A 25,849-nucleotide genomic window follows, 5' to 3' on the forward strand; every position below is an offset into this window, starting at 1 on the left:
TCTACACTCGGCCCATGAGCGCAGCACTCTGGAGACGATTCGATGCTCGCTCCACAGCCGTATTGGTGAGCACGAGTGGGGCGTTCGTCTTGCCCATTTTTGCGTTCGGAAGTCCAGATTTCATCCGCTCCGGTGCTATGCCAGCTCTCTTCGCAGTATGGATCTACACGACTCTCTCGTTTGTTTTCACGCTGTATGTCGGTCGCTTGAGCGATCTGCAATTCGCGGTGATCGGCTTCGGGGGAATGGTGGGGGTCGCAATCTCCGCCTTCGTGGTGACGGATCCGGCTGCGGCTCCGGCGATCGTCGCACTGTTATCCGCCATTCCCGCGATCGCTGCGATGGCGTCGACCCGCCGAGTGACGCTGCTGTTCGTGTTCGTGGCGATCGTGTTGGCGGTGTCGCACTCGCTCTATTGGTCGACCTCCAATGCTGCCCGGCTGGTCGCCGCCGGCGCCTCGATCCTCACCGTATCGGTTCCGGTTTTCATGGTGGCGGTCCTGAGGAGCTCGCTTGAGTCCGCCGTGGAGAAGGTCACGTCCTTGGGCGAGACCGATCCTCTGACGGGCGCCTTGAACCGCCGTGGACTGATAAGGCGCCACTCCCAGGTGTTCGATCACTGCCGTCGAAACGGTTCGGCGGTCGGCTTCCTCTTCATCGACTTCGACCACTTCAAAACCGTCAACGACAATCTCGGTCACGCTGCGGGCGACAGGGTACTCGTGGAGTCCGCAGAGACCATCGCGGCCGCCGCTCCGCACTCCAGCCTCGTCAGCCGGTTCGGTGGAGAGGAGTTCGTGGTGCTGTGCGGCGTAGACAGCATCGCAGACCTGAGCGCGGCGGCTGCTCGGATCCGCGCCGCCGTCGCGGAGCAGGGACTGGTTACGGTGAGTGTGGGCGCCGTGTTCGCCCGGGTCGAGATGACATACGAGGGGCTTCCCAATGTCTCGGAGATCATTGACGAACTCGCCCATCACGCTGACCGCTGTGTGTACTGGGCCAAGGACCATGGTCGCGATCGGGTGATACTGAGAACCGCCCCTGTCGTCCGGTGGCGCCCCGGGCTCCCTCGGGAATCGCTAGGGGTGACGCCGGATCTCTCGGAAGCCACGGGTTTCCTGGCTTTCGTGAGCCGACGAGCGTGCCGGGCATCCACGGTCCAGTGAGGGCCGGGGATTCCTGACGCGAGTTCGGGGAACCGGTCGGGGCGGTGCTATCTCTCGAGTCGCCTGCGCAACAGCGTCGCGCCACGGTGGCGAATCGTCCGGGCGGTAACGGCGATGCGCCGGTGCCAGCGGGAATGGTCACCGCCTCGTCGTCTCATGAGTCGTTTCCAGCGCCGCTGGTTCACGATGCTCGGAAGACACTCCTCCGCGAGGGCCGCGGACTCGGCACCCACCCGTCTCCCGGCTTCCGTCCCGCTGTCGAACGCCTCGTGCGCGTTACGCATCGCGTAGCCGGCGAGGGCGCGTCGGTAGTCTGCGCGCCACCGGTCGATCTCCGGCAGGGGCGGAGCGTCGTGCTCGAGGAAGTGCTCGAACACGTGGGCACGGGACCTCAGGTCGTCGAGGAGCTGACCTGCGCTCTCCTCGTAGTGCATGTTCGACCCGTGAATCCGGTACAGCGCCTGGTCCGGCCCGTCTATCCGCCCCACGCCGCCGAGGGCTGCGCAGCGCAGCCAGAGCAGCATGTCGGCCCCCGTCGGGAACTCGGTGTCGAACCACCCGGCGGCTTCGAGAACCGACCGTCGCAGGAGCACCTCCGGGCTGAGGATGACATTGCGACCCATCCTCATGAAGCGACCCAGCCATTCCGTCCCGCCCCACACCGTCCAACGGGTGCGCCCGAGTCGCGGCTCCGGGGGCACGCCCTCGAACGGCCTGCAGTAGCCGTAGACAAAGGCGAGGTCGCCGCAGGCCTGCAGCAGGGCCACGGATCGTGTAATGGAACCCGGTGAGAGCAGGTCATCCGCGTCCAGCACGGTGACGAACTCTCCGGTGGTCGACGCCAGCGCCTCGTTGTAGTTCTGCAGGTACGGCTTGTTGTACGGCTGAGTGGTCACCCGAATGCGGTCATCGGAGGCCGCGCGCCGCCGAGCGACGTCGGTACTGCCGTCCGTCGAGCAGTTGTCCGCGACGATGACCTCCAGGTCGACCCCGGGCTGGGCCAGGGCGCTGTCGATCGCGGCGCCGAGGAACCGAGCGTAGTTGAAGCACGGGATGACGATCGAGACCCGGGAACGAGACGCCACGGGGACTGGGGACGGATGGGCCACCACGGAAATGCTCCCTTCTGTACCGGGTCGCGGGGCGATCGGAAGACCCGATCCGCCGCCGCCGGCGCGGACACTGTCTCAGTCGCTCGATCTCAGACGCTCAATCAATACAACACTTGTCGAAGTTTGTGAAGAATTGTGTACTCCGCGACCTACTCTGCAATAGTCGCCTGGTATTACCCGACCCCCGATCGGTCGTTTCGGAGACGCGAGGAGACGATGCCGTGCCACGTGCGCATCCGGCTCGACCAGCGCGTCCGCGCACGGATTCGGGACCGGCGGTAGTCGATGTCCTCCTCCCCTCGCCGGTAGGCGGACTTCCCGGGGTCGGCGACCCCGGCCGCGTGCGATCCAGGGCGCTCCGAACCGTCGAGCGGCTGGTCCTCGTGGCGGCGGTGCTGACGGTCGGCACGGGTGCGGTCGAGGGGACCCTGATCGCCGTGCATCCGCAGGCCGCGAAGGTCCCGGCCATCCTGCTCCTGCTCTCCTGGCTGCTGCTCAGGGTGGGGTCGAGAACGCGGGGCAACCTCCACCCCGTCCACGTCCTGCTCGCAGCGCTCGCCGCGACGGTCCTGGCCAGCACGGCACTCAACCTCTCCGGACCGTTCACCCTGCAGTACGCCATCCGCTGGATCCCCTTTCTCGCGATCACCGCCGTCCTCGTCGATGTTCTCGCCCGCGAGATCAGGGTGCGGGCCGTCCTGGCGGCATCGGTGGTGGGAGCAGTGCTCGCCGGCAGCGGTGCGCTGGTCAGCGTCGTGGTGTCGGGCGAGAAACGGGCCACGGGTCCGCTCGAGGACCCCAACGACCTCGCCTATGTCCTGGTCGCCGCCCTGCCGCTGGTCGTCACGGTGGGCAGGAGCGGCCGGTGGTGGGGCCTGGTACGGATCGGGTCTGTCGGCATCCTCGCACTCGGGGCGGCCGCGACGTTCTCGCGCGGCGGTGCGATCGCGGCGGCTGTGGCCGTGATCTGGCTGCTCGCTCGTGGAGCTATGTCGATGCGCACCCTGATCCTCGCGGGGGCGGCGGTCGTGATGACGGCGGCGGCGACAGCCGCCGTCGCTGCTTCCACACTCGTCGCGGCGCTCGGCGAGAAGCAGTACATCGCCGGCTCCAACGTCGATTCCAGGATGGTCCGATGGCAGGCGGCGGCACGGATGCTCGCGGAGAACCCGGTGCTCGGGGTCGGGCCGGGCGGGTTCCGTGAGGAGTACGTCGCCGCGTCCGGCCTCGCCGAGATAGCAGAACAAACCCCGGTCACCCACAACATGTATCTCGAGGTCGCAGCCGAACTCGGAGGTCTGGGCCTGCTGCTGTTCATCGCGGTGATCGTCACCGCGTTGGTCTCGACCGAGCTCGCGCTACGCGGGGGGGCAGACCGGACCACGGTGGTCGCGGTCCAGGCGAGTCTGCTGGCCGTCATCGTCGCCTCGATCTTCCTGTCCGAGCAGTACTACATCTCCCTGTGGTCAGCTGTCGCGGCCGCGTGCGCTCTGCACCTGCGCTATCCGGCCGCGGGGAGGGGGTGAGCGATGCGCGTCGTGCATGTCATCAATGAGATGGGTATCGGAGGGGCCGAGTCTCTGGTGGTCGAACTCGTGGACCGGGGTGCCCGATTCGGGTGGACCTCGGCGGTCGCCTCGTCCGGGGGGTCGCGAGCGGACAACCTGGCGTCTAGGGGGCACCCGCACTATGAGCTGCCTTTGGTCACCAGGTCGGTCCCGTCGATTCTTCGTGCCCGCCGGGCGGTCAGGGTCGCCCTCGAGGAGTTCCGGCCCGACGCGGTGATCGCCCACAACGTCCTGGCGAGCGTAGTCGTGCGGCTCGCCCGTCCACGCGTGCCGGTCCTCGCCGTGTTCCACGGTGTCGCGGAGGAGGACTACCGTCTGGCAGCGCGCGCGCTGCGGTGCAGCGCCGACGTGATAGTCGCCGTCGCCCAGGTCATCGCCGATCGCCTGAGCGCTGCCGGCGCAGGACGCCCGGCACCGCGGGTGATCCGTAACGCGGTCACCTTGGCCGGGGGAGCGGACCGCCACGCCGCTCGTCTCGGGCTGGGCATTCCTCCGGACCAGCCCGTGGCCCTCTGTCTGGCTCGTCTCGAGCCGCAGAAGCGCCACGATGTGCTCATCGACGCGTGGCGGCTGCTCGACATGAACGCCACTCTCCTGGTGGCCGGCGATGGTTCACTCCAGGAAGAACTGCAGGAGCGGGCCGCTGACCTCGGCGACCGTATCCGCTTCCTCGGGCCACGATCCGACGTCCCGGACCTCCTCGCGGCCACGGATGTCACGGTTCTCACCAGTGACTGGGAGGGCCTGCCCATTTCGGTGCTCGAGTCGCTCGCCGCAGGACGTCCGGTCGTCGCGTCGGACGTCGACGGTCTTCGCGAGGTGCTGAGAGCAGGAGGTGGTCGTCTCGTCCCGCAGGACGACCCGCAACGAACCGCCTCGGCACTGCGCGAGTTGCTCTCCGACGCCGCGGCGCGTGACCGGGCAGCAGAACACGGACTCGCCACCATCGCGAACTCATACGATCCAGACGACATGATGCGCTCCTACGACGACCTCCTGAGGTCCCTGCTCTCCGGAAGGGATTCCCCATGAACCGACCGACGACACACTGGCTGACCAAGCGGGTGACGGCGGCGCTCGCGACCGCGCTCATCGTCTTTCTCGCCGTGGCCGCGGCGCTGCTGGTGCGGGGCGACGCGTACGACGCCCGGATCGGCCTGCTGGCCGTGCCCGGGGCGACCCCCTCGGCAGCGGAGACGGCGGACTTCGGGGTCGTGGTCGCCAACTCGCTGCCCGCACTGATCGAGGTGGCCCACAGCGCCTCCGCGCTCACCGCCGCAGCCGAACGTGTGCCGGGCGCCCCGGGAGATCCGACCGAGATCGCCGAGGACGTCACGGTGGAACTCGTCCCCGCGTCCGGGTTGGCGCGACTCACCGTGCGCGCGGAGAACCCGGACGTCGCCGCCGGTCTCGCCAGCGAACTCGCAGATGAGCTCGTGCAGGCGGAGCTACTGTCGCCGACGGCGGACCTGCGCGTGCTCGACCCGGTGCCCACCGTGAGGCATGCGTCGCCGGACCTTCTGCTGGCGCTTGGCATCGCCGTCGTCGCGGGGGTGATCTGCGGGGTCGCGGCGCTCGGCGCAGCGACCCTGTGGTGGCCACGACCGGCACGACGGCTACGTCGCCTTCTCGCGGACTCCGGTACCGGTCATCCCGTGGTCATGGTCGACGACGACGGCTCCGTCGACAGTCTCAAGCAACTGAGACTACTGCGCGCGACCGTGGGCAGACCCCTGCGTCTCGTCGCGACTGAACCGCAACTCGCCGACGCGGCGGCACGCCTGGCGGACGCACTTTCACTGGATCCCGCACCGGTCACGGACAAACGCCGGATTGCTGTCGGACTCGTGACCAACAGCAGGGCGGATTCCGCGGTTCTCCGGGCTGCTATCGGCAGCCTGCCCGATCCTCGCGAGATCGTCGCCGTCATTCTCTCGGGCGAGGAAGCGAACCCGGAAGAAGCGCGAGGCGAAGCCGAGCCAAACGAGTCGGCCGCGACGGTCACGACCGACCCGATAGGCGACCCCCCGATGTCCGACGGGCCGGTGACGGGGGAAGCGGCCTCCGCTACCGCTCGCTGAGTCGGGACGGCCATGTCAGGAAGGACCGCGACCGACTCTCTGGGGGCGAAGGCCGCGCGGGGCTCACTCTGGCTGGGGCTGGTCAACGTGGCCAGCAAGGGCAGCCAGATGGTGGTCACCATCGTCCTCGCGCTATTTCTCACCGAGGCTGACCTCGGCCTCGTCACGGTCGCCGTGTCCCTGGTCAACATCGGTCAGGTCATCCAGACGATGGGCGTCTACGACGTCATCGCCCGCACGAGCCGCGACGAGAACGTCATGGCGGGCACCGTCCTGGTCATGTCCGTGTCGGCCGGGCTTGCCATGGCCGTCGGCGGAGTGGCGTTGTGCGTCCCGATCGCGCATCTCGTCGGTGCCCCCGCGGCCGCCCCGCTGATCGCGATAGTGGCGGTGGGTCTGCCGTTCACCGCTGTCGGCGGCGTGCAGATGGCGCTGATGCACCGCACTCTCGACTTCCGGCGGCGAATGCTCCCGGACGCCGGCAGCGCCCTGCTCGGCGCGGCCGTCACCGTCGGACTCGCCGCGGCGGGAGCCGGAGCCTACTCACTCGCTGTCGGGATGCTCGTCACCGCGGTCCTCCAGCCGGTGTTCGGGTACGTGGTGGGCAGCCGGTTGAGGCTCCGGTGGGACACCGCCGTGGCCCGCGAGGCGATCGGGTGGATCAAGCTGGTCGGCCCGGCCGCCGTGGTCTCGTACGTCCTGGTCAGCATCGATTACCCGATCATCTCGCGGATTCTCGGTCCGGACGCCGTCGGTGTCTATTCGCTGGCCTTCCGGATCGCCTGGGTGCCGTACATCATGGTGGCCGTTGTGCTCGGAGCCGTCGCGTTCCCCGTCTTCTCCACTATGATCCGGGCTGACCGTCGCCACGAGCTCGCGGCCGCCACCGGCCGGTTCACCCACGCGACCCTGCTGATCGTCGCGGGCCCGTACGTGCTCGCCGCCCTCCTGGCGGACAGCATCGTCCTCCTCGGCGAGCAGTGGTCGGCGTCGGCACCGGTCCTGATCGTGCTCTGCGGTTACGGCGCGATATTCAGCGTCCTGGTGATCTGGTACGAGGCGCTCCGGGCCGTCGGCTGGCTCCGCGTGTACCTGGTGTTGGAGGTGTCACACCTGATCATCGGTGCGACCCTTCTCCTGACCCTCACCGGGCGGGGCGTGACCGCAGCGGCCTGGGCGCAACTCATCGCGGCGGGCGTGCTGCTCGTACCCGCACACCTCGTGATGCGTCGTGCCGGGGTGGCGCCGAGGATGGTCGACCTGGGCCGCGCCGTGCTCGGTGTGTCGATCCCCGTGCTCGGGTGCGTCGCGGCCGCCGCGGGACTGCGGGCCGCGGGAGTGGGTCTGACCGTCTCCTGGGCGTCGACCGCGGTCCAGACGATCGTTCTGATCGTGGTGTTCTGCGCACTCGCGTGGGCAGCCAACCGCACCGTCCTGGGGGATCTCAGACGGCTGCGCCGCGGGTAGATCGATACTGAAAGGGGAAACCGGTGACACAAGGTACTTCGACCAGCCGCCCGGCGGTGGTGCATGTCTCGCAACCGGTGGACGGCGGAGTGGCCGCCGTCGTCGAGGCCCTCGCCACCGACCAGGCGGCCCGTGGCTGGGACGTGCACGTCGCCACCGGGTCGGCCGGCCGGCTGCCGGAGCGCCTCGTCGACCGCCCGGTGTGGGTGCACCGCTGGGAGGCCACGCGGTCGCCCGGGTTAAGCACCCCGGGCGAGATCGTCCGTCTGGCGACACTCTTGCGCACTGTCAGTCCCGATGTGGTCCACCTGCACAGCTCGAAGGCGGGACTGGTCGGGCGGCTCGCGGTCCGTGGGCTCGCGGTCCCCACCATCTTCCAGCCCCACCTGTGGTCCTTCGAGGCCGACGACGGGGCCGCCGCCCGGCCCGCGCTGCTCTGGGAGAGACTGGCCGCCCGGTGGGCCGACGCCATCGTGTGCGTGAGCTCGGATGAGCGCGACCAGGGCGTCCGCGCCGGGATCGACGGGCGGCTCGTCGTCGTCCCCAACGGTGTCGACACCGACCGCATCCGTCCCGGTGACCGCGACTTCGCCCGCCGCGAGCTGGGGATACCGGACGGCCCGCTCGCGGTGTGCGTGGCGCGCCTGTCGCCGCTCAAGGGACACGACTACCTGCTGCGCGCCTGGCCCGCGGTGCTGCGCGACGTGCCCGGTGCGCGACTGGCGATCGTCGGCGACGGGCCGTTGCGTGAGGAGCTGTTCGCCGAGCATCCGATCGCGTCGGACCCGTCGGTGCTCTGGATCGGTGACAGACCGAACCCGTCCCTCTACATGTGTGCTGCAGACGTCGTCGTCGCGCCGTCCCGGGCCGAGGGCATGGCGTTGGTGCCCCTGGAGGCGATGGCCAGCGGGCGACCGCTCGTCGCGTTCGCCGGTGGCGGCATGCGCGAGAGCATCGGCGATGCGGGCGCGGTCCTCGACGTCGGCGACCTCGCGGGACTCGCCCGGGAGATCACCGCCCGCCTGAGAGACGGGGAACTCGCGGCGCGGGAGGGCCGTCTCGGGAGAGCTCGAGCGGTGTCCCGGTTCGACACGCGCCGGGTCGCCGACGACATGGCCGCGCTGGTGGCCGAACTGGTCGGTCGACGGTGAGTCGGCGGGCGACGAGGAGGGGACGCTCATGGCACGTATCGCCTACCTGCTGACACAGGACCGGGGTGGACCCGTCGACGTGACCACCCGACTCGCCCTCGCGGTCGCCGACCTCGGTGGTCACACGGTCGGCGTCTTCGGCCCCCCGCCCGCCCGTGGCGGCGAGGCCGTCCGCGAGATCCACCATCCGATCGACGTGCCCCGCAAGGGAGACCTGCGCGCGCGGAGCCGTGCCAGGGCAGCCCTCCGGCGCTGGCGACCAACCATCGTGCACGCCCAGGACCGTCGCGCCGGACTGGTCGCCGCGGGTATGCACTGGATCCCCGGCGGTCCCCGGGCGGTACTGCAGACCTACCACGGCGTACCGGACGACGTGACGCAGCCGTGGTTCCGTGGTGAGCGGGGTGCGACCGGACCTTCCCGATACACGCGCGCCGTCCTCGCCGGAGACGCCGCCACCGCCGCCGCGTCGACCCGCACGGTCGTCCCCGCCACCGCGATGGCCGACTTCCTCCACCGCCGGTTACGGATCCCTCTCGGTCGGATCGTCCATCTGGACAACGGGGTCGTTCTGCCCGAGGCCGCGCCACCGGTCGGGCCGGTCCGTCGCCTGCTCTTCGTGGGGTTGCTCGTGGAGCGCAAGGGGCTCGTCGATCTGCTCACCGCGCTGCAGCGTCCCGGTGTGCTCCGGGACGGGGTCACCCTCACCGTCGCCGGAGACGGCCCGGCCCGACCCGTGGCCGAGCGGCTCGCAGCGCACCCGGTCCTGGCTGGCCGGGTCGAGTTCCTCGGCTACCGGACCGACGTGCCCGAACTCCTGGCCGCTCACGACGCACTCGTCCTGCCCTCACGGATGGAGCAGCAGCCGCTGGTGGTGGCCGAGGCGATGGGCGCCGGCAAGCCGGTTCTCGCCACCGACACGGGGGGTGTCGCCGAGATGCTCGATGTACCCGGTTACCCCTATCTCGCGCGACCGGGCGACGTCGAGGCACTCGAGGTCGCGCTCGTGCGACTGCTCACCGATCCCGAGCCGGGGCGCCTCGGACGGGCGTTGGCCGACCGGGCGCGACGCCTGTACTCGGTCGAGCGGTCCGCCGCCGCCCACCTTGAGTTCTACGAGACGCTCATCTGATCACCACGAGGCTCTCGCCGGGTTCGAGCAGATCCTCGTCGACACTGTCACGGAGCTCGTCCGGCACCACCACGGGGGCGGCCCGGCCCGTCGGGTTGAGCGCGACCCAGCCGCCGGTGAACCTCCTGGTCCACACGCCGTCCACCGACCGTCCGGCGGTCCCCACGGCCTGCCCGAGGCCGGCGTCGAGCCAGGGGTTGTCGGGCAGTGACCGATAGGACGGGTCGCCCGTGGCCATCCAACAGGTCCGCGGGCCCGCCAACAGTGCGGCGGCCGCGAACCCGGACTGCTGCTCCCGCTGACCGGCTTCGTTGGTGATGAGCAGCAGCCAACGGTCGCCGGCCGCCGCTGAGGCCATCATCTCCTCCCACTGGTGGCCGTCGAAGGTGATGAGTGACCCGTCGTCGGACTTTCGTGCGAAGAACTCGTCCAACCCGCCGCCGAAGCGACTGTTGGAAAGCCACATGCCGTCGAACATGCGCGAGTCCGCGGTGTTCGGAACAAGCAGCTTCCCGGCGTCGTTGAGCGCTGTTCCGGCCACGGGGAGCATCTCGTCGATGCCGGTGCGCACCCGCTCGTCGGTCTCCGCCTGTGACGACGTCCCTTCCACAACTTGGTCCGTGTAGTACGACAACGTGTTCAGCGCGTTGTCGGCGAGGACACCGTCCCAGCCCTCGGCCGTGACCTCGGCGACCACGGCGTCGGTCCAGGCGCGCTGGTACGTCTCGTCCCAGACCGTCATCTGCCAGTGACCCGGAAACGGGCCCCACTCGATCCGGCGACCCGAGGAGTCCCGGGCGAACCACTCGGGGTTCTCCGCCTCGGCGCGGGCGAAACCGATGCCCGTCGCGAGCTTCTCGGCGTCGGATCCGTCGTCGTAGGCGCCGCTGTAACTGCGGGTACTCGACAGGTCCTTGTACACCAGGACGACGACGTCGGGGTCGATCTCCTTGAGTTCACGCAGCCGATCGGTCTCCCACGCGTTGAGCACCACCACATCGTGATCCGCCCGGATCTCCGCGTCGGTGGGTGAGTCGCCGATCCCGTACCAGAATCTGCACACGGATCGCTCGGTCCCGTCATCGGCCACCGCCACCGACTCCACCTCGGTGTAGCGATCGTCGGCCTGCTGCCGACCCGCCCCGTCCGGACCGCCGCCGGTCGCGCACGCGGAGGAGACGGCAGCGGCGATGAGCAGCGGGGCGATCACGGAGACCATCCGGCTGAGTGTGGTCGACCGGCGGGGGTCAGCGAGGTCGCTGCTGAGATGAGTCATCATTGTCCTGGCGTAGTCGGCGTGGGGCGGCGTAGGGGCGGATCGCGGGGGCGACGGGTCGTCCGCGCAGGAGCCCGTCGACCGAGCCGGCTGAGACGGCGTCTCCGTACGGACCGAGCGCCGCGGTGGCCGCCTCCACCGTACGGTCGATGTCCTCCGCAGTGTGCGCGGCCGAGGTGACGAAGGACTGCCCGAGCACCCCCCGCGTGATGAGTTCCTGCAGGAACAGGGTCCGGAAGGCCTGCGAGGGCGCGCGTTCGGTGTCGCAGGTGAGAAACACCAGGCACGAGGCACGGCCGATGACCCGGAGGTGATCGCCGAGCCCGGCAGCCCGGGCAGCCGAGTTCACCCCGTCCGCGAGCGCGGTGCCGGCAGCCTCCATCGCCGCCACGGGATCGGCTCTGCGGTACTCCGCGGCGACTGCGCGGAAGGCGGCCAGACCCACGCGCTCGGGCCCCTGCGTCGTGGACAGGAGGAACACCCGTTCTCGGTCGGTGTTCAGGCCGCCGAGCTCCATGAACTCCCGCCGACCGGCCAGCGCGGCGATGGCGTAGCCGTTACCCATCCCCTTGCCCCACGTCGACAGGTCCGGGGTCACCCCGTACACCCCTTGCGCACCGTGCGCCGACCACCGGAACCCGGTGATCATCTCGTCAAAGACGAGCAGCGCTCCGTGTCGGGTGCACAGCTCGCGCACCCCCTCGAGGAACCCGGGGGCGGGTTCCGCCTGGCCGGTCGCCGCTTCCAGGATGACGCATGCCGTATCCCCGTCGAGCAGTATCTCCTCCAGCGAGGGCAGGTCGTTGTACCGGAACCGACGCACCCGGCTGGTGGTCGCCGCGGGGATCCCCGCGGGCATGTCGGTGGTCCCGATGAACCAGTCGTCCACCGAGAAGAAGGGCTGCTGCGCGACGGCCACCCCGGTGCGTCCGGTGACAGCGCGGGCGAGCCGCACCGCCGCGGTGGTGGCGTCGGAGCCGTTCTTGGCGAACTTCACCATGTCGGCACCCGGCACCAGGTCGAGGAAGTCCCCGGCCGCGTGGAGCTCGAGGTCGGTCGGTCGGGAGAAGTTGACGCCATCGGAGATCGCCGCCCGGACGGCGTCGTCCACGGGCGCGAACGCGTGACCGAGCGTCACCGAACGCAACCCCATCCCGTATTCGACGTACTCGTTGCCGTCGACATCCCACACCCGCGCACCGCGTCCCCGCGACAGCACAGGGGCCATCGAGTCCGGGTACTGATCGGAGCCCCGGGCGTAGGTATGGGCCCCTCCGGGGATGAGTCGGTGGAGCTCGCGCTGCAGCGCGTTGGAGCGGTCGAAGCCGCTGACCCCGGGCCGGGTCACGACAGGGCCGGGTACCGACGCATCGCCTCGTCGATCACGCGGGTGTCCTGCAGGTCGCGCAGTCGGGCGAGCCGGGTGAACCGCGAGAAGAACTGCTCCTCGGTGAAGTTCGACGCGGCGTAGGCGCGGTGTAGCTCGAAGGCCCCGTCGGCGATCTGCCACCGGGCCTCGAAACCGAGGTCGCGGCGGATCGCCCCGAAGTCCACCTGGTACGACCGCGGGTCGGAACCCGTCTCACCGGTGATCGCGAGCGTGACGCCGGGCACCTCGTCGACCACGGATTGCGCGATCTGGGCGACGGTGACGTTGTTGGCCTCGCTGCCCACGTTGTAGGCAGTGCCACTGACCACGTCGGCCGGGGCGTCCAGGCAGGCCAGGAAGGCGTCGGCGATGTCGCGGATGTGCACGAGCGGTCTCCACGGGGTCCCGTCGGACAGGACCTTGACCTGCCCGGTGAAGACCGCGTAGCCCACCAGGTTGTTCAACACGATGTCGGCACGCAGGCGCGACGAGAAACCGAACGCCGTCGCGTTCCGCAGGAAGACGGGGACGAACGAGTCGTCGGCGAGGGCGGCGACGTCCTCCTCCACCCGGACCTTGCTCTCCGCGTACGGGGTCAGCGGCCGCAGGGGCGCCGACTCGGTGACGAGCTCGTCCCCGGCCGCTCCGTACACCGAACACGTCGAGGCGTACAGGAATCGTCCGACGCCCGCCTCCTTGGCGGCGCGGGCCAGGTCGACCGAGGCGTGATGGTTGATGTCGTGCGTGATCTCGGGAGCGACCGCGCCCAGCGGGTCGTTGGACAGTGCGGCGAGATGAACCACCGCGTCGAAGCCGGCGAGGTCGTCGACGGTGATGTCCCGCAGGTCGATGGCGATGGTGGGTGGATCCTGTGGGGGCGGGCCCATCACACACTCGGCGAAGTAGCCGATGTCCAGACCGATCACCTCGTGACCCGCAGCGGCGAAGACCTCCGTCATCACGGTTCCGATGTACCCCTGACTGCCGGTGATCAAGACACGCATGTCGACTCCTTTGTGAACGAGATGGTCGCCTTCTCGAGTACGAACGCCTCGGCGTGAGGCGCCCGGCACTGCACTCCACGGAGCCGGGATAACGCGACGAACGATTCGCCGTCACCGAACCAGTCGTGGTGGTGCTGTGAAGGGTAGTGCGCGAGAAGGACCTGTTGCTTTCGCTGCGCCGTCTCCGGGGAGAACGGCAGGAACACGGAGGGTGACGGGGTATCGGTCTCCCACTTGAGGATCTCGTAACCGAGGATGAGGTGGTCGCGGAACTCGGTGGGCGTCACCTCGGCCAGGAGCCGATGGTCCTGGTGGGCGTCGTTCCGGTGGGGGGCGAACACGATGTCCGGATCGCTCGCGCGGGCGAACGCCGCTACGGAGTCCTTGACCCGGTCCCAGGACGCGGGAAGCCGTCCGTCCCGGAAATCGAGGACCGTGATCTCGAGGTCCGCACCGGGCAGGAGGGCGGCGAGCGCGGCACGTTCCTCGTCCTCCCGCGGCGTGCCCGCTCCGGTGAGAACGAGCGCACGGACCCGCAGTCCGCGGATGGTCGAGCACAACTCGGACAGGGTCCCGCCCATCCCGATCGCGATGTCGTCGCAGTGGGCGCCAAGGACGGCCACCTCGCGAACCGCGGCGAACAGCGGGATCACCGGTGGATGCTCCCGGCCGAGTCCTCAAGGGTGGCCGAGGGCACGGTAGCGGAGTGTGATCGTCGCTCTTCGGCCGTCGGCTCGTGATCGGCCGCCCACACCATCCACGGGTGGGTGCCCTTGGTGTAGGCCTCGTCGAGTTCCGCCCTCTCTTTGAACGTGTCGGCGGGCTTCCAGAAGCCCAGGTGCTGGTAGGCGAACAGCTGTCCGGTGCCGGCGAGCGAGCCACACACGTCGGCAACGAGGTCGCCGCCCGGCGGCAGGAGGTCGAAAATCGACTGAGAGAGCACGAAGTAGCCAGCGTTCTCCCAGATGGGAAACTCACCCACCGGGGTGATCCCCGTGACGTAGCTGTCCTGACCCAGCTGCACACAGTGGAAGGACGACTGCGGTGGCACGACCATCATCGATGCCCGGGCCCCCGAGTCGTGGAACTTCTCGATGATGTCGTCCATCGGGGCGTCGGTGAGCACGTCGGCATAGTTCGCGAGGAAATACTCATCACCACCCAGGTGGGGACGAACGCGTCGGAGACGCTCGCCGATAGGGGACTCCAGTCCCGTGTCGACGAACGTGATCTTCCAGTCCCCGATATCTGAGGCGAGGAGATCGACCTGCCCCCCGGACAGCACGAAGTCGTTGGACTCCGTCTCGTTGTAATTGAGAAAGAATTCCTTGATGTGCTTGGACCCGTAGCCCAGGCACAGGATGAATTCGTTGTGTCCGTAGTGGGCGTAGTACCGCATGACGTGCCACAGCAGAGGCCGGTGGCCCACCATCTGCATTGGTTTGGGGAGACCTTCTCCGATTTCGTTGCGCATACGCATGCCATAGCCGCCGCAGAACAGGACAACCTTCATCGCTTTACTCCGTCCAAAGGGGGTGTGTCGTCGAGGCTTCCGACCGTGCTCCGAGCAGGTTCCACGATGTCGAGGGTGGGGAGCGGGAAGACGAGCCGTCCGCCCCAGTCGCCGACGTAGCGGAGCTGTTCGACCAGCTCGGTGCGGAGGTTCCAGGGGAGGACGACGACGAAGTCGGGGCGGTCCTCGGCGATCCGTTCGGGTGGGTGGATGGGGATCCTCGTGCCGGGTGTGAAACGACCGTGCTTGTACGGATTGCGGTCGACGGCGTACTCGATCAGGTCTGTGCGGATCCCGCTGTAGTTGAGCAGTGTGTTGCCCTTGCCGGGGGCGCCGTAGGCGACGGTCCGAGCCCCGGACCGTCGCTGCTCGAGCAGGAACTCGAGGAGACGGCGACGAGCCTCGTCCGCGGCGGGCTGGAGGAGGCGGTAACCCTCGGTGTGGTGGAGACCGGCGTCCGCCTCGAGATCCAGAACCCGCTGCACCGATGGGCCCGGCTTCCGGCCCGCCTCGGCGGGGCTCGCCCAGAGTCGGATCGACCCGCCGTGAGTCGGCAGCATCTCGACGTCGTAGAGGTCGAGACCGGCGGTCGAGAGCGCCCGCCGGGCGGCGAGGACCGTGAAGTACTGGAAGTGTTCGTGGTAAACGGTGTCGAACTGCGCGGAGGCGACCAGGTGGAGTGCATGGTGGACCTCGATACTGAGGTGGCCGTCGTCGGCGAGCAGGATCCGTAGTCCTTCGGTGAACCCGAGCAGATCGGGGATATGGGCGTAGACGTTGTTTGCCACCACCAGGTCTGCCGGGCCCTGTTCGTCCCTGATCCGCCGCGCCGAGATCGGGTCGAGGAACTCCGTGACGGTGGGGACTCCGCGGTCGCGGGCGGCGGCGCCGACGTTCGACGAGGGTTCGATACCGAGGCAGCGGATACCGGCGGCCACGACGTGCTGCAGGAGGTAGCCGTCGTTGCTGGCCACCTCGACGACGAAGGAGTCAGGGCCCAGGTCGAGGCGATCGACCGCGTCGTCGACGAAGGTCTTGGCGTGCGCCACCCAACTGTCCGAGAACGACGAGTAGTAGGCGTAGTCGGTGAACGTGTCCTCCGGTGTTATGAGCGCGGGGATCTGGAGCAGGAAGCACTCGGGGCACAGCCGCATGTGCAGCGGGTAGGTGACCTCGGGCTCGTCGAGTTGGGTGGCCGTGAGGAACCTCTCGCACGGTGGCGTGGCACCGAGATCGAGAACGCTCAGAAGGGTGGAGTTCCCACAAAGCCGACACTGCACGATGTTGACCCCCGGAAAAGTGAGAGGACATGTAAGGCGTCTTTCATGTCCGGTACGGAAGAATTCACGATAACTCAGCCGGTCCCTGCTCGTGAGAAAGTTCCTACTTCCCGACCCCGCCGCCCGCGGGGTCAGACCCGGTCGACCGGGCCGTCGACGACCCACCGGCCGGTCAGTTCAGGCAGGGTGCGCTCCAGTTCGGGCAACAGATCCGGGACGGTCAGAAGAACGGTGTCGGGCGCTGAGGCGAGGAGTGTCTCCGGGCTGATGATGGGGATGTCGGTACCGGGCATCCGGCTACCGTGCTTGGCCGACGACGCGTCCGCGACCGCGACGAGCAGGTCGCGCGTGATCCCCGCCCGGGCGAAGAGCGCGACCGCCCGGGAGGCCGCGCCGTACGCGGCGACGGTGTGTCCCTTGTCACGCTGGTCCTCCAGCCATCGCCGCAGGTGGGTGGCGTGGCTGTCCGCCGCGTGCTGGAGCGCGGTCGTTCCCTCCGCGGTGTGCAGGCCCAGACGGCGCTCCTCAGCCATGATCTGCCGCACCGGCTCCGGCTGGCCGGCGTCCCGGTCCGCGGTCGCCGCGACGAGGTGGGTGCCCCCGTAGAGGTCGAAGCTCCAGATGTCGTGCATCGTCAGCCCGCATCCCCGCAGGAGCGCGTGGAGCGACGTCGTCGAGTAGTACGCGAAGTGTCCGTGGCGCAGAGCGTTCCACTGTCCCTGTCCGACGATCGTGGCGAAGGAGTGGAACTGCAGGAGCAGGACGCCCCCCGGGGCCAGCGCACGACGACGGTCGGCGAAGGCCGCGCGTTGATCCGGGCAGTGCATGATGCCGAAGCAGTCGACAACCACGTCCGCCGGCCCCCCGTCCACGGGGTGCAGACCGCGCGACTTCAGGTGGTCCACCCAGGTGCCGCCGTGCGGGCTACCGAACTCCCGGACGGTCGATCGGCCGTCGAACCATCCTGAGGCGGCCACTCGGTCGACGGCGTCGACGGCCTGATCGATCAGCGCGCGTGGCTCCACGCCGCGGGGTTCCTGCGTGACCGTGTCGTCCTCCGCCAACTGCGCCAATGCACACGCCTGGCACAGGGCCATCGCGAGCGGATGGGTCGGATCGTCGGTGGGGGACCCGACCGGGGGGAAGAAATCGGAGGCGGGCTGGTCCCCGAGGTCCAGAATCGTGATCAGCCGTTCGCTCCCGCATCCGCGGCAAGTCATGGTGGTCCTCCTCCGGGTGCGGCACGATAGGGGAGTGCGCGTCAAAAGTACCGAACTGCCCGGCGTCCTCGTCCTCGTTCCGGAACCGTTCACCGACGAGCGGGGTTTCTTCACCCGCACTTTCGACGCGGAGATCTTCGACACGGCTGTCGGCAGGCCCGGAGCGTCCGCCGGATTCCTGCAGGACTCGCAGTCACGCTCCCGGCGGGGAACCATCCGGGGGATGCACGGTCGCCTGGGCGCGGGCGAGGCCAAACTCGTCCGGTGCGCGCGCGGCGCGGTCCTGGACGTCATCGTCGACATCCGTCCCGACTCCGATTCCTTCGGCAGATCGATCGCCGTGACGCTGGACGATGAGACCTTCCACCATCTCTACATCCCGCCCGGGTTCCTCCACGGGTTCCAGGCGCTCACCGAGTATGCGGACGTGTGTTACAGGATCGACCGGCCGCACGACTCGACCGAGGACATCTCCGTGGCCCACGATGACCCCGAGCTGGGCCTGGACTGGCCGCTGCCGGTGGGTCCGATCTCGGACCGGGACCGATCGGCCCCCTCGTTCCGGGAGACGCTCGACCGCCTGGCGACCGAGGGACCCGGGCGAGCCGGCGGAGTCGTCTCCTAGTCCCGACGAGTCAACGCCTGCGCCGCTGCGGCCACCCCGAGCGCGGCCAGTCCCGTGCGAAGCCGGTCCGAGGCGATGAGCGCTCCAATCCGCGGGGCAGTGACCTCGTCTTGGGCGATCCGCACGTGCAGCGGCAGAACGCCTGCGGTCACGGCCGGGGCAGCCACACCGCTCGCGCAGGCGATCATGGTGGCGGTGCGACCCGTGCGTTCTCCGGAGCGGAGTGAGCCGTAGGCCGCCCACGCTGAGGCGCCGAGACCGGCCGCATACAGCGTGAGTGCGACGGGGGCGATCCGACGGGCGTGTTCGGCCTGCCGCTCGCCGAGACCGTGCGTGGGTCCGTGGAACAGTTCCGGGTAGACCACCGAGGTCACCATGGATTGGAATCCCAGATGGATCGCGGACGTGGTGAGCAGCGCGAGGCGGCCGGCACGCAGGTTCGGGTCGGCGGGCGCACGGCGGCGGATCATGACTGCCAACCTACCCCTCGCGGGAGCGGGCGAGCAGTGCTCGACCCTCGCCGTCGTCGGTCACCGCACGTGCGGTGCGCAGCACCACCCGCCACCCACGGTCCGGGGCGTCGGTGGAGCCGCGCCGTTCGAGTTCCCAGCGGCTGGCGGTGACGCGCAGGACCGTGTAGCGCCCGGGCTTGGAGGAGCGCACCACGAGCTGGGTGTAGCCGGTCGCCACGGCCCGGTCGCCGTCGATCAATACCAACGGCAAGCTCGGCACGTGGCCGCAGCCGTGCGCGATGAGTCCCTGGTGGGCGTCGCCGAGCACCATCTCGGTGAGGCCACGGTGGCCCTCGAGAACGCCGGTGTCCACGTCGTAGACGCCGTCCTCGGTCCACAACTCGGCCACCCCCTCGGCGTCACCGGAATCGACCCGGGGCGAGTAGGCGGCGAGGATCCGCAGCACGGCGAGCTCGTCCTGCGCGGCGTCGAGGCGGGTGAGGGTGTCGGAGATCCGGGCTTCCGCCGAGGCGAGTCGGGCTTCGAGGACGTTCAGGCGGTCGGTGTCGGGGGAGGAAGTCATGAGCCCGACATTAATGCGTCGACTCATCGTAAGAACACGTTATAGTTTTCCCCATGACGGACACCGCTTCAGACACTCGTCCATCGCTGGTCACCGCAGACGTGGTGGTGGTGGGCATGGGCATCGCCGGGGCGTGCGCCGCGATCGAGGCGGCCGAGGCCGGTTCCACGGTGATCGTGCTGGAGGGTGCGTCGGGCCCGGGCGGCTCGTCCGCGCAATCCGGCGGCGAGGTCTACCTGGGCGGAGGTACCTCCACGCAGCGGGCGCTGGGTATCGACGACACCGTCGAGGACATGCGCGCGTTCCTCATGGCTGCGCTCGGCCCCAATGCCGACGAGGCCAAGATCGACGCCTACTGCACGGGCGCGGTGGAGCACCACGATTGGTTGGTCTCCCACGGCGCGGTGTTCCACCACAAGCTCTGGGACACCCCCACCTGGATGCCCGGCGACGACTCGGGTCTGATGTGGATGGGTGAGCGCGCGGAGCCGTACGCCTCGATCGCCAGGCCCGCCGCCCGCGGCCATCGCCCGCCGGCCCCCAACTTCGCCGGCAACGTGCTCATGGACTCGCTCGTGGTTACCGCGGAGAAGGTCGGCGTCACCCTGGAGTGCGACATCAAGGTCCGCTCGCTGATCGTCGAGGAGGGCCGGGTGGTGGGCGTGCGCGCCACCGAGTTCGGCGTGGAGCGCGAGTACCGCGCGAACAGCGGCGTCGTGTTGGCCACGGGAGGGTTCGTGGACAACGAGCGCATGGTCGAGCAGTGGGCGCCTCAGCAGCTGGGCAAGGACGCCGTGTCCGACGGTCGTGACGACGGCTCCGGCATCGAGATGGGAATGGAGATCGGTGCGGCCGTCCGACGTATGCACCAGACCGAGACCGCCATGCTCATCATCCCGCGCCTGGTGGTGGGCGCGATGCTCGTCGACGGCGACGGCCAGCGCTTCATCAACGAGGAGGTCTACCCGGGCCTGTACTGCCACGCCGCGGTGCATCACCGTCGTCCGCCGGTGTGGGTGATCATCGACGAGAAGGGCATCGAGGACGTCCCCGAGTCCGAACTGTGGGGTATGCAGCCCATGCACGCCGCCGAGACCATCGAGGAGCTGGCCGCCGACTGCGGGCTGCCCGTCGACGCGTTGGCCGATCAGCTGCGCCGCTATAACGCCGGTGCCGAGAACGGCGAGGATCCGCAGTTCGGCAAGAGCTCGACCTGGGTGCGGCCGCTCGAGCCGCCCTTCGGCGCGTACCCCACGGGTGCCGGCGGCCCGGACACGTTCGCAGGCCTGCCGCTCAAGGCTCAGGGTTTCACCCTGGGAGGCCTGCACACCGATCTGGACTCGCGGGTCCTGGACCACGCGGGAGAGCCCATCCCGGGACTGTTCGCGGCCGGTCGCTGTACGCACGGTCTGCACGGTGAGGGCTACATCTCCGGCACCTCGCTCGGTGACGGTTCCTTCTTCGGTCGCCGCGCGGGTCGCGGTGCGGCGGGGTCGGCGCGGGCGTGACCGAGACAGAGGACGCCACGGGCGCGGGCGCCGCGATCGTCGAGGGTGCACCCGTACGGCGTCCGCGCCCCGCGGTGGATCTCGTGCCCCTAAGCCCGACGCGTGGCGCGGGGGCACCCGTGGACCGGGTCGACGACGACGAGGCCGGCGTCTTTGCCCTGGTCGAGCAGCTGCGCCGGATCCGCGCACTGACCACGGGCGGGATTTTCAGCACCGACCTGGCACCGCTCACCGAGCGACTGCGTCACGTGGCTGATGAGTTGGAGGCCGCGTCGGCGACACCCGAACACAGAATGGCCGCCATGTGGGAGGGCCGCCAATACATGGCCAACTGCCCGGCGATCGGTCGCGCGAACCCCGTGGCCCCGCCGCTGAAGTACGAGCGACTGGACGACGGCACTCTGCGCGCGGAGGCGACCCTGGGGCTCGAGTACCAGGGCCCTCCCGGCCGGGTGCACGGGGGAATCGTGTCGCTACTGTTCGACGCGGTTCTGGGGCGCGCGAACCATCATGCGGGCACCACCGGGATGACCGTGTACCTCGATATCGACTACCACGGTGCGACTCCGCTCTTCGAGCCGATCGTCATCACCGCCCGGCCTGCGCGGATCGACGGCCGCAAGGTCTGGTCGCACGGCGCGATCCACGCCGATGGACGACTGTGCGCCACGGCGGAGGGGCTGTTCGTACGTCCGGAGGGGTGGCATCGAGATGGCGGACAATGAGTGCGGAGTAGATTCTGTTGCTGTGACCACTGAATCCCGCGATGCACTCGAGAATCCCGTCGGCCAGGCTGAGTCCGCGACACCGCCGGTTGAGGGCACACGCTTTGTGCATCAGTACGACGACGGCTCCGGGCATATCGAACTGGCTCGTGAGCTTCGCCGACTTCGTGGCCTGGTCGCGGGTTCGACCTACGCCGATCTGCATGACGCCGTGACGACCGTGCGGGAGCTCTCCGATCACCTCGAGGAGGTCGGCACCGTGGTGCACCCTTCCGAGTACGCGAGCTGGGGTGTGCCCGAGCATCTCGGCTCCAACCCGGCGATCGGTCAGCGCAACCCGGTGTCGCCGCCACTCGATCCGGTGGTGTTGCCCGACGCCAGCGTGCGCTGCGACCTGACGCTGGGCGTGGAATATCAGGGCCCTCCCGGCTGCGTCCACGGGGGGATCATTGCGCTGGTGTTCGACGAGATGCTGGGCCTGGCCAACGCGGCATCCAGCAGCGTCGGTATGACCGCCGACTTGCAGATCGTCTACGCCTCGCTCACGCCGCTGGGCGCACCGCTGCGTTTCGAGGCCCGGCAGGACCGGGTCGAGGGCCGCAAGATCTGGGCCAGTGCCACCCTGTACACGGGGGACACGCTGTGCGCGAGCGCCGAGGGATTGTTCATCGAGCCGCGCGGAATCAGCGACGCCGACCGCAGCATGCCCATCGAGGGCTGACCGCTCGGTCCGGGGCCCAGACTGCTGCCTGAGCCCCGGCCGGTTGGGGTCACTCCCCGCGTAGCGCCTTCATGCGCTTGTGGGCGCCGGCCACGATGCGGCCGCGGTTGACGCCGGAGGAGAATTCCACACCCTTCTCGTTGCCCTCGCCGCCGCAGACGTGGACCGGGCCGTTGCCGATGGAGGCCAGCACCTCCTCGGCCACCTCATGGGGCTCGCTCACGGTCATGCCGGGCAGGTCCATGTCCAGGCCGGCACGGATCATGGCGGGGGTGCGGGTGACGCCAAGGATGACCTCGACCACGTCGACGCCGTACTCGCGCATCTCGAGCCACAGGCCTTCCACGAACACGCGGCTGAACGCCTTGGCCGCGGAGTAGATGCTCATGTCGGCGTGGCCGAGGTAGCCGGCCATGGAGCCCATGACCACGATGCCGCCCTTGCCGCGGGCCTTCAGGCCGGGGCCGAACTGCCGGATGATCTCCATCGGCGAGGTGATGTTGAGGTCGATGACCTTCTGGACCTGCGCCATGTCGGACTCGACGAACTCGGCGCCGTAGGTGTTGGCGCCGGCGTTGAGGATGACCAGACCGATGTCCAGGCCCTCACAGACGGCGGCGATGCCCTCGGTCGCGCCCTCTTCGGTGAGGTCCACGGACACCACCCGGCATTCGACGCCTCTGGAGCGCACGGCCTCGGCGGTCTCCTCGAGCGGGCCGGCCTTGCGGGCGACGAGTACGGACGATACGCCCTGGTCTGCGAGACGGAACGCGATCTCCGCGCCCACTCCCTCGCTTCCGCCCACGACAAGGGCCCACGGGCCGTAGGTAGATGGATCGGAAGGCTTCGGATTGACAGGTGTCGACATATCCTCAGAGTATGACCAAAGAGAGCAAAAGTCCCGGATTCGGTGGAGTACCCCTCCCGGGGCTGCGTCCGGGGGAGGATTTCTCCTACGACACTGCCCGGAAATTGCTGGGGGAGTCCTTCGAGCCGATCCCCGTTCCGGAGATCCCGCCGGCGGACCCGGACCTGGACCGCGCGGTGGCCGAGCTGCGTCGGCTGCGGGAGGCGACGGCGGCGCTGGCGCTCTCGGACGTCGAATTAGGCGACGTCGCCGATCGTCTGGCCGAGGTGGCGGACATGCTCGAGCCACGTGTCCCGACCCCGGAGGCGCGGTTGGAGAGCATGTGGAAGGGCGCGGGCACCCGCCGCTCGAATCCGGTGTCCGGCCCGGAGAATCCGATGGCCCCGCCGGTCGAGTTCTTTGGCTGTGACGACGGTTCGGTGAGGGCCGAGGTGACGCTGGGGCCCGTGTACCAGGGCCCCCCGGGGTGCGTGCACGGCGGGATGAGTGCGCTGATCATCGACCACATGATGGGTCTGGCCAATCACTGGGGCGGGCGGTTCGGCATGACCGCCCACTACGAGTTGGACTACCGGTCGCCGACCCCGTTGCTGCAGCCGCTGACGTTCCGCTGCTGGGTGCATGAGGTCGACGGGCGCAAGACGTGGACGCACGGCACCATCCACGCGGGGGATCGACTGTGCGTGGAGGCCCGGGGTCTGTTCCTGGAGGCCGGCGTGCCGGTGCCGGGGCAGCCGGGGACCAGTTCGACTATCACCGACGGCAGCCCGTAGGGGTTTCCGACGTCAGCCCTGGACCTCGACCTGCACGACCTCCCGAAGATAGGGCGCGATCACGTCCGTGAGTCCGCTGGCCAGTTGCTCGGGGTCGTCGGGTGGCAGGGAGATGAAGCTGATGCCGATCCGGGCGATGATCGACGCCGCCAGCCGCGCCTGGGATTCCTCGATGTGCATCCAGCTGTCGGACAACGCGGGGGTGAGCACCTCGGTGGCGCGTTCGATCAGTGGCCCGGCCTCGGTGGTGATCAGCCGCAGCAGGTCGGGCTTGATGTCGCCGGTGAGCAGCGCTCGGACCAGCGGGTCGCGGCGACTGGAGAGCAGGAAGCCGTTGATGCCCTCGCGCAGTGCGGTGTCGATCTGCCCCGGGTTGCGGTTGATGGAGTCGCGGATTTCGCCGGCGAATGTCTCGGACAGCCGAAGCGCGTAGGCCTGCGCCAGGCCCTGCCGATTGCCGAAGGTGCTGTAGAGGGTCTGTCGGCTCAGTCCGGCGGCGTTCGCCACATCGGACATCGTGACGGCGGACCAGTCACGCGAGACGAGGAGTTCGTGCATGGCGTCGAACACCGTGCCTCGCAGTGACTGACGCTCCCCCCGGGTCTGGCCGGAGGAGCGTCGGTCACTGGTCGGGACGGAACGGGGCATGGCCTCGATTGTTCCTGATTGACGCCCCCGTGCGCACCCGGGTCACGTCACGGGAAGGAAGTCGACCTTGTCGCGGACACCGCAGTCGGAGCAGCGCCAGGTGTCGGGAATGTCGGACCAGGCGGTTCCGGCGGGGAATCCCTCCCGGGGCAGGCCGGCCTCCTCCGAGTAGTGGTTGCCGCAATTGGGGCACATGTACTCGCCGGTGGGGGACGTCTGGTCGGGGACGATGGCGGTGTCCGCGATGACCTTCTCGGCCACGACGGTGGATCCGGCCGCGGCGTTGTAGCGGATCAGGAAATTGTCCCGCTTGGACGGCTGGATGTTGGCGCGGGTGATGTCGCCGTCGTAGTGGGCGAGAACGCGCTTGTCCATGACCCTGCGCCACAGGGGCGGGATATAGGCGAGGACCATCATCGACGCGTAGCCCGACGGAAGCTGCGGGGCCTCGTCGAAGGTACGCAGCACCTGGTAGCGACGCATCGGATTGGCGTGATGGTCCGAGTGGCGCTGTAGGTGGTACAGGAAGATGTTGGACACCAGGTGGTCGGAGTTCCACGAGTGTTCCGGGCGGCAGCGCTGGTAGCGCCCGGCGGAGGTCTTCTGCCGGAGCAGTCCGTAGTGCTCGAGATAGTTGACCACCTCCAGCAGGGAGAAGCCGAAGATCGCCTGGACGATCAGCCACGGGGCCACCTGCCAGCCGAAGATCGCGATCAGCGCTCCGAACAGCACGATGGTCATGAGCCAGGCGTTGAGGTTGTCGTTGCGCGGTGTCCACGGACTCTTGCCCTGTCGGGCCAGACGCTCCTTCTCGAGCGACCACGCCGAGCGCACCGAGCCCCACACGCTTCGGGGCAGGAACGCCCAGAACGATTCGCCGAGGCGTGAGCTGGCGGGATCCTCCGGGGTGGCGACGCGCGCGTGGTGGCCGCGGTTGTGCTCGATGAAGAAGTGGCCGTAGCCGGTGGTGGCCAGGGCGACCTTGGACAGCCACTTCTCGCTGCCGGCGATCTTGTGGCCGAGCTCGTGGGCGGTGTTGATGCCGATGCCGCCGGTGATCGCGACGGTCCAGGCCACGCCGATTGAGGCCGCGATGCCGAGCCCGCCGTCGTACCCGAGCCAGGAAAGGTCGTCAGCGGACCACAGGTAGCAGGCGAGGACGAGCGCTCCGTACTGCAGCGGAATGTACAGATAGGTGCACCAGCGGTAGAACGGGTCGGCCTCCAGCCGGTCCATCACCTCGTCGGGCGGGTTCTCGCCGTCTACCCCGGTTCTGTAGTCACCGAACGGCACCGCCACGTAGACGAGGAACGGCAGCAGGTACCACGCGATGGTCGCGGGGACGCTCCAGCCGAGGGCGTTGAAGCCCGCCACCACGGGCAGTGAGAGGAACAGCCCGGCGGCCGGGACGAGGCCGAGCAGCCAGAGGTAGCGCTTGGCGTCGTTCCAGGCGTGCGGCTGGACGTCGGTATCACTGCTGATGTACTCGGTGCTGGACATCGCATGGCCCTTTCGAAAAGCAAGACGAATGTGGCATACGCCACTTCCTTGACTCAAGAATAGACAAAAGGCACGGATCTGTCTAGACAAAGCAAGATAATTTGTCC

At 68.9% G+C, this 25,849-nt stretch carries 25 protein-coding genes; 12 read left to right on the top strand and 13 right to left on the bottom strand.

What is annotated here, in order from left to right; translation table 11 throughout:
* Positions 1–14: 14 nt before the first annotated feature.
* On the top strand, positions 15–1,166 hold the full coding sequence (locus ON04_RS00865) for a GGDEF domain-containing protein (protein ID WP_141564568.1): 1,152 nt from the start codon (positions 15–17) through the stop codon (positions 1,164–1,166).
* Between the two features lie 47 nt (positions 1,167–1,213).
* On the opposite strand, the gene ON04_RS00870 is transcribed toward ON04_RS00865, so the two are convergent.
* Positions 1,214–2,251, bottom strand: coding sequence for a glycosyltransferase (locus ON04_RS00870; RefSeq protein ID WP_050815223.1), 1,038 nt, complete (start codon positions 2,249–2,251; stop codon positions 1,214–1,216).
* 248 nt (positions 2,252–2,499) lie between these two features.
* Between ON04_RS00870 and ON04_RS00875 the strand changes: the two genes are divergently transcribed.
* From ON04_RS00875 to ON04_RS00900, 6 genes are read left to right on the top strand one after another with little or no spacing between them, the layout of a single operon-like run.
* On the top strand, positions 2,500–3,804 hold the full coding sequence (locus ON04_RS00875) for an O-antigen ligase family protein (RefSeq protein ID WP_010539678.1): 1,305 nt from the start codon (positions 2,500–2,502) through the stop codon (positions 3,802–3,804).
* A gap of 3 nt (positions 3,805–3,807) precedes the next feature.
* Positions 3,808–4,878: a glycosyltransferase gene (locus tag ON04_RS00880; RefSeq protein WP_010539679.1), complete on the top strand. Its 1,071-nt coding sequence runs from the start codon at positions 3,808–3,810 to the stop codon at positions 4,876–4,878.
* The gene (locus ON04_RS00885; protein WP_010539680.1) at positions 4,875–5,927 is read left to right on the top strand and encodes a YveK family protein; all 1,053 of its coding nucleotides are present in this window, start codon (positions 4,875–4,877) and stop codon (positions 5,925–5,927) included. Before ON04_RS00880 ends, ON04_RS00885 begins: the two co-directional genes overlap by 4 nt.
* A 12-nt stretch (positions 5,928–5,939) precedes the next feature.
* Positions 5,940–7,394, top strand: coding sequence for an oligosaccharide flippase family protein (locus ON04_RS00890; protein ID WP_010539681.1), 1,455 nt, complete (start codon positions 5,940–5,942; stop codon positions 7,392–7,394).
* 23 nt (positions 7,395–7,417) lie between these two features.
* Positions 7,418–8,545: a glycosyltransferase family 4 protein gene (locus tag ON04_RS00895; RefSeq protein ID WP_033443911.1), complete on the top strand. Its 1,128-nt coding sequence runs from the start codon at positions 7,418–7,420 to the stop codon at positions 8,543–8,545.
* 28 nt (positions 8,546–8,573) lie between these two features.
* Positions 8,574–9,677: a glycosyltransferase family 4 protein gene (locus tag ON04_RS00900; RefSeq protein WP_010539683.1), complete on the top strand. Its 1,104-nt coding sequence runs from the start codon at positions 8,574–8,576 to the stop codon at positions 9,675–9,677.
* On the opposite strand, the gene ON04_RS00905 is transcribed toward ON04_RS00900, so the two are convergent.
* The 7 genes from ON04_RS00905 to ON04_RS00935 all read right to left on the bottom strand — a co-directional run bounded on the left by ON04_RS00905 (position 9,670) and on the right by ON04_RS00935 (position 17,339).
* Entirely contained in the window at positions 9,670–10,896 is a 1,227-nt protein-coding gene (locus ON04_RS00905; RefSeq protein ID WP_158217803.1) for a putative glycoside hydrolase, read from the bottom strand. The two genes, ON04_RS00900 and ON04_RS00905, sit on opposite strands and share 8 nt — an antisense overlap.
* Before the next feature lie 28 nt (positions 10,897–10,924).
* Entirely contained in the window at positions 10,925–12,301 is a 1,377-nt protein-coding gene (locus ON04_RS00910) for a glutamate-1-semialdehyde 2,1-aminomutase (protein WP_010539685.1), read from the bottom strand.
* Positions 12,298–13,326: an NAD-dependent epimerase/dehydratase family protein gene (locus tag ON04_RS00915; RefSeq protein ID WP_010539686.1), complete on the bottom strand. Its 1,029-nt coding sequence runs from the start codon at positions 13,324–13,326 to the stop codon at positions 12,298–12,300. The genes ON04_RS00910 and ON04_RS00915 overlap by 4 nt, the downstream gene beginning before the upstream one ends.
* Entirely contained in the window at positions 13,314–13,979 is a 666-nt protein-coding gene (locus ON04_RS00920) for a PIG-L deacetylase family protein (protein WP_010539687.1), read from the bottom strand. Before ON04_RS00920 ends, ON04_RS00915 begins: the two co-directional genes overlap by 13 nt.
* A complete protein-coding gene (locus tag ON04_RS00925) occupies positions 13,976–14,839 on the bottom strand; it encodes a glycosyltransferase family protein (RefSeq protein ID WP_010539688.1) in 864 nt (287 codons plus the stop codon). The genes ON04_RS00920 and ON04_RS00925 overlap by 4 nt, the downstream gene beginning before the upstream one ends.
* Positions 14,836–16,119 carry a class I SAM-dependent methyltransferase gene (locus ON04_RS00930; RefSeq protein WP_010539689.1) on the bottom strand — a complete coding sequence of 428 codons (1,284 nt, stop codon included), beginning with the start codon at positions 16,117–16,119 and terminating at the stop codon, positions 14,836–14,838. Before ON04_RS00930 ends, ON04_RS00925 begins: the two co-directional genes overlap by 4 nt.
* A 131-nt stretch (positions 16,120–16,250) precedes the next feature.
* Positions 16,251–17,339, bottom strand: a complete 1,089-nt coding sequence (locus ON04_RS00935) for a class I SAM-dependent methyltransferase (RefSeq protein ID WP_010539690.1) — start codon at positions 17,337–17,339, stop codon at positions 16,251–16,253.
* Between the two features lie 34 nt (positions 17,340–17,373).
* Here ON04_RS00935 and rfbC point away from each other — a divergent pair, with 34 nt between their 5' ends.
* Complete coding sequence (gene rfbC / locus ON04_RS00940) at positions 17,374–17,964, top strand: dTDP-4-dehydrorhamnose 3,5-epimerase (RefSeq protein WP_010539691.1); 591 nt, start codon at positions 17,374–17,376, stop codon at positions 17,962–17,964.
* Here the strand turns inward: rfbC and ON04_RS00945 are convergent.
* Together ON04_RS00945 and ON04_RS00950 are read right to left on the bottom strand one after the other, a co-directional pair.
* Positions 17,961–18,434 (bottom strand): hypothetical protein, encoded by a 474-nt coding sequence (locus tag ON04_RS00945; RefSeq protein WP_010539692.1) that lies wholly within the window; start codon positions 18,432–18,434, stop codon positions 17,961–17,963. The two genes, rfbC and ON04_RS00945, sit on opposite strands and share 4 nt — an antisense overlap.
* A gap of 10 nt (positions 18,435–18,444) precedes the next feature.
* Positions 18,445–18,999 (bottom strand): nuclear transport factor 2 family protein, encoded by a 555-nt coding sequence (locus ON04_RS00950; RefSeq protein WP_010539693.1) that lies wholly within the window; start codon positions 18,997–18,999, stop codon positions 18,445–18,447.
* A gap of 53 nt (positions 19,000–19,052) precedes the next feature.
* On the opposite strand from ON04_RS00950, the gene ON04_RS00955 reads away from it, so the two are divergent.
* The 3 genes from ON04_RS00955 to ON04_RS00965 are packed head-to-tail and all read left to right on the top strand — an operon-like array spanning position 19,053 to position 21,953.
* Complete coding sequence (locus ON04_RS00955; RefSeq protein ID WP_010539694.1) at positions 19,053–20,507, top strand: FAD-dependent oxidoreductase; 1,455 nt, start codon at positions 19,053–19,055, stop codon at positions 20,505–20,507.
* Positions 20,504–21,232 (top strand): PaaI family thioesterase, encoded by a 729-nt coding sequence (locus tag ON04_RS00960; protein ID WP_010539695.1) that lies wholly within the window; start codon positions 20,504–20,506, stop codon positions 21,230–21,232. Before ON04_RS00955 ends, ON04_RS00960 begins: the two co-directional genes overlap by 4 nt.
* Positions 21,233–21,254: 22 nt before the next feature.
* Positions 21,255–21,953, top strand: coding sequence for a PaaI family thioesterase (locus tag ON04_RS00965; protein ID WP_010539696.1), 699 nt, complete (start codon positions 21,255–21,257; stop codon positions 21,951–21,953).
* A 49-nt stretch (positions 21,954–22,002) separates the two neighbouring features.
* Here the strand turns inward: ON04_RS00965 and ON04_RS00970 are convergent, their stop codons facing one another.
* Positions 22,003–22,821: an SDR family NAD(P)-dependent oxidoreductase gene (locus ON04_RS00970; RefSeq protein ID WP_050815224.1), complete on the bottom strand. Its 819-nt coding sequence runs from the start codon at positions 22,819–22,821 to the stop codon at positions 22,003–22,005.
* An 11-nt stretch (positions 22,822–22,832) separates the two neighbouring features.
* On the opposite strand from ON04_RS00970, the gene ON04_RS00975 reads away from it, so the two are divergent.
* The gene (locus ON04_RS00975; protein ID WP_010539698.1) at positions 22,833–23,594 is read left to right on the top strand and encodes a PaaI family thioesterase; all 762 of its coding nucleotides are present in this window, start codon (positions 22,833–22,835) and stop codon (positions 23,592–23,594) included.
* A 12-nt stretch (positions 23,595–23,606) separates the two neighbouring features.
* On the opposite strand, the gene ON04_RS00980 is transcribed toward ON04_RS00975, so the two are convergent.
* A complete protein-coding gene (locus tag ON04_RS00980; RefSeq protein ID WP_010539699.1) occupies positions 23,607–24,242 on the bottom strand; it encodes a TetR/AcrR family transcriptional regulator in 636 nt (211 codons plus the stop codon).
* A gap of 42 nt (positions 24,243–24,284) precedes the next feature.
* Positions 24,285–25,742, bottom strand: a complete 1,458-nt coding sequence (locus ON04_RS00985; RefSeq protein ID WP_010539700.1) for a fatty acid desaturase — start codon at positions 25,740–25,742, stop codon at positions 24,285–24,287.
* Between the last annotated feature and the right edge of the window lie 107 nt (positions 25,743–25,849).

It is taken from the genome of Dietzia alimentaria 72 (assembly GCF_000226215.1).
GTDB lineage: Bacteria > Actinomycetota > Actinomycetes > Mycobacteriales > Mycobacteriaceae > Dietzia > Dietzia alimentaria.

What these genes read in the sequence shown, in the direction of transcription:
- ON04_RS00900 (WP_010539683.1), top strand. Translation starts at nt 8,574, where the DNA reads ATGGCACGTATCGCCTACCTGCTGACACAGGACCGGGGTGGACCCGTC.
- ON04_RS00935 (WP_010539690.1), bottom strand. Translation starts at nt 17,339, where the DNA reads ATGACTTGCCGCGGATGCGGGAGCGAACGGCTGATCACGATTCTGGAC.
- ON04_RS00945 (WP_010539692.1), bottom strand. Translation starts at nt 18,434, where the DNA reads ATGATCCGCCGCCGTGCGCCCGCCGACCCGAACCTGCGTGCCGGCCGC.
- ON04_RS00890 (WP_010539681.1), top strand. Translation starts at nt 5,940, where the DNA reads ATGTCAGGAAGGACCGCGACCGACTCTCTGGGGGCGAAGGCCGCGCGG.
- ON04_RS00970 (WP_050815224.1), bottom strand. Translation starts at nt 22,821, where the DNA reads ATGTCGACACCTGTCAATCCGAAGCCTTCCGATCCATCTACCTACGGC.
- ON04_RS00880 (WP_010539679.1), top strand. Translation starts at nt 3,808, where the DNA reads ATGCGCGTCGTGCATGTCATCAATGAGATGGGTATCGGAGGGGCCGAG.
- ON04_RS00915 (WP_010539686.1), bottom strand. Translation starts at nt 13,326, where the DNA reads ATGCGTGTCTTGATCACCGGCAGTCAGGGGTACATCGGAACCGTGATG.
- ON04_RS00865 (WP_141564568.1), top strand. Translation starts at nt 15, where the DNA reads ATGAGCGCAGCACTCTGGAGACGATTCGATGCTCGCTCCACAGCCGTA.
- ON04_RS00950 (WP_010539693.1), bottom strand. Translation starts at nt 18,999, where the DNA reads ATGACTTCCTCCCCCGACACCGACCGCCTGAACGTCCTCGAAGCCCGA.
- ON04_RS00980 (WP_010539699.1), bottom strand. Translation starts at nt 24,242, where the DNA reads ATGCCCCGTTCCGTCCCGACCAGTGACCGACGCTCCTCCGGCCAGACC.
- ON04_RS00885 (WP_010539680.1), top strand. Translation starts at nt 4,875, where the DNA reads ATGAACCGACCGACGACACACTGGCTGACCAAGCGGGTGACGGCGGCG.
- ON04_RS00955 (WP_010539694.1), top strand. Translation starts at nt 19,053, where the DNA reads ATGACGGACACCGCTTCAGACACTCGTCCATCGCTGGTCACCGCAGAC.
- ON04_RS00925 (WP_010539688.1), bottom strand. Translation starts at nt 14,839, where the DNA reads ATGAAGGTTGTCCTGTTCTGCGGCGGCTATGGCATGCGTATGCGCAAC.
- ON04_RS00975 (WP_010539698.1), top strand. Translation starts at nt 22,833, where the DNA reads ATGACCAAAGAGAGCAAAAGTCCCGGATTCGGTGGAGTACCCCTCCCG.
- ON04_RS00985 (WP_010539700.1), bottom strand. Translation starts at nt 25,742, where the DNA reads ATGTCCAGCACCGAGTACATCAGCAGTGATACCGACGTCCAGCCGCAC.
- ON04_RS00905 (WP_158217803.1), bottom strand. Translation starts at nt 10,896, where the DNA reads ATGGTCTCCGTGATCGCCCCGCTGCTCATCGCCGCTGCCGTCTCCTCC.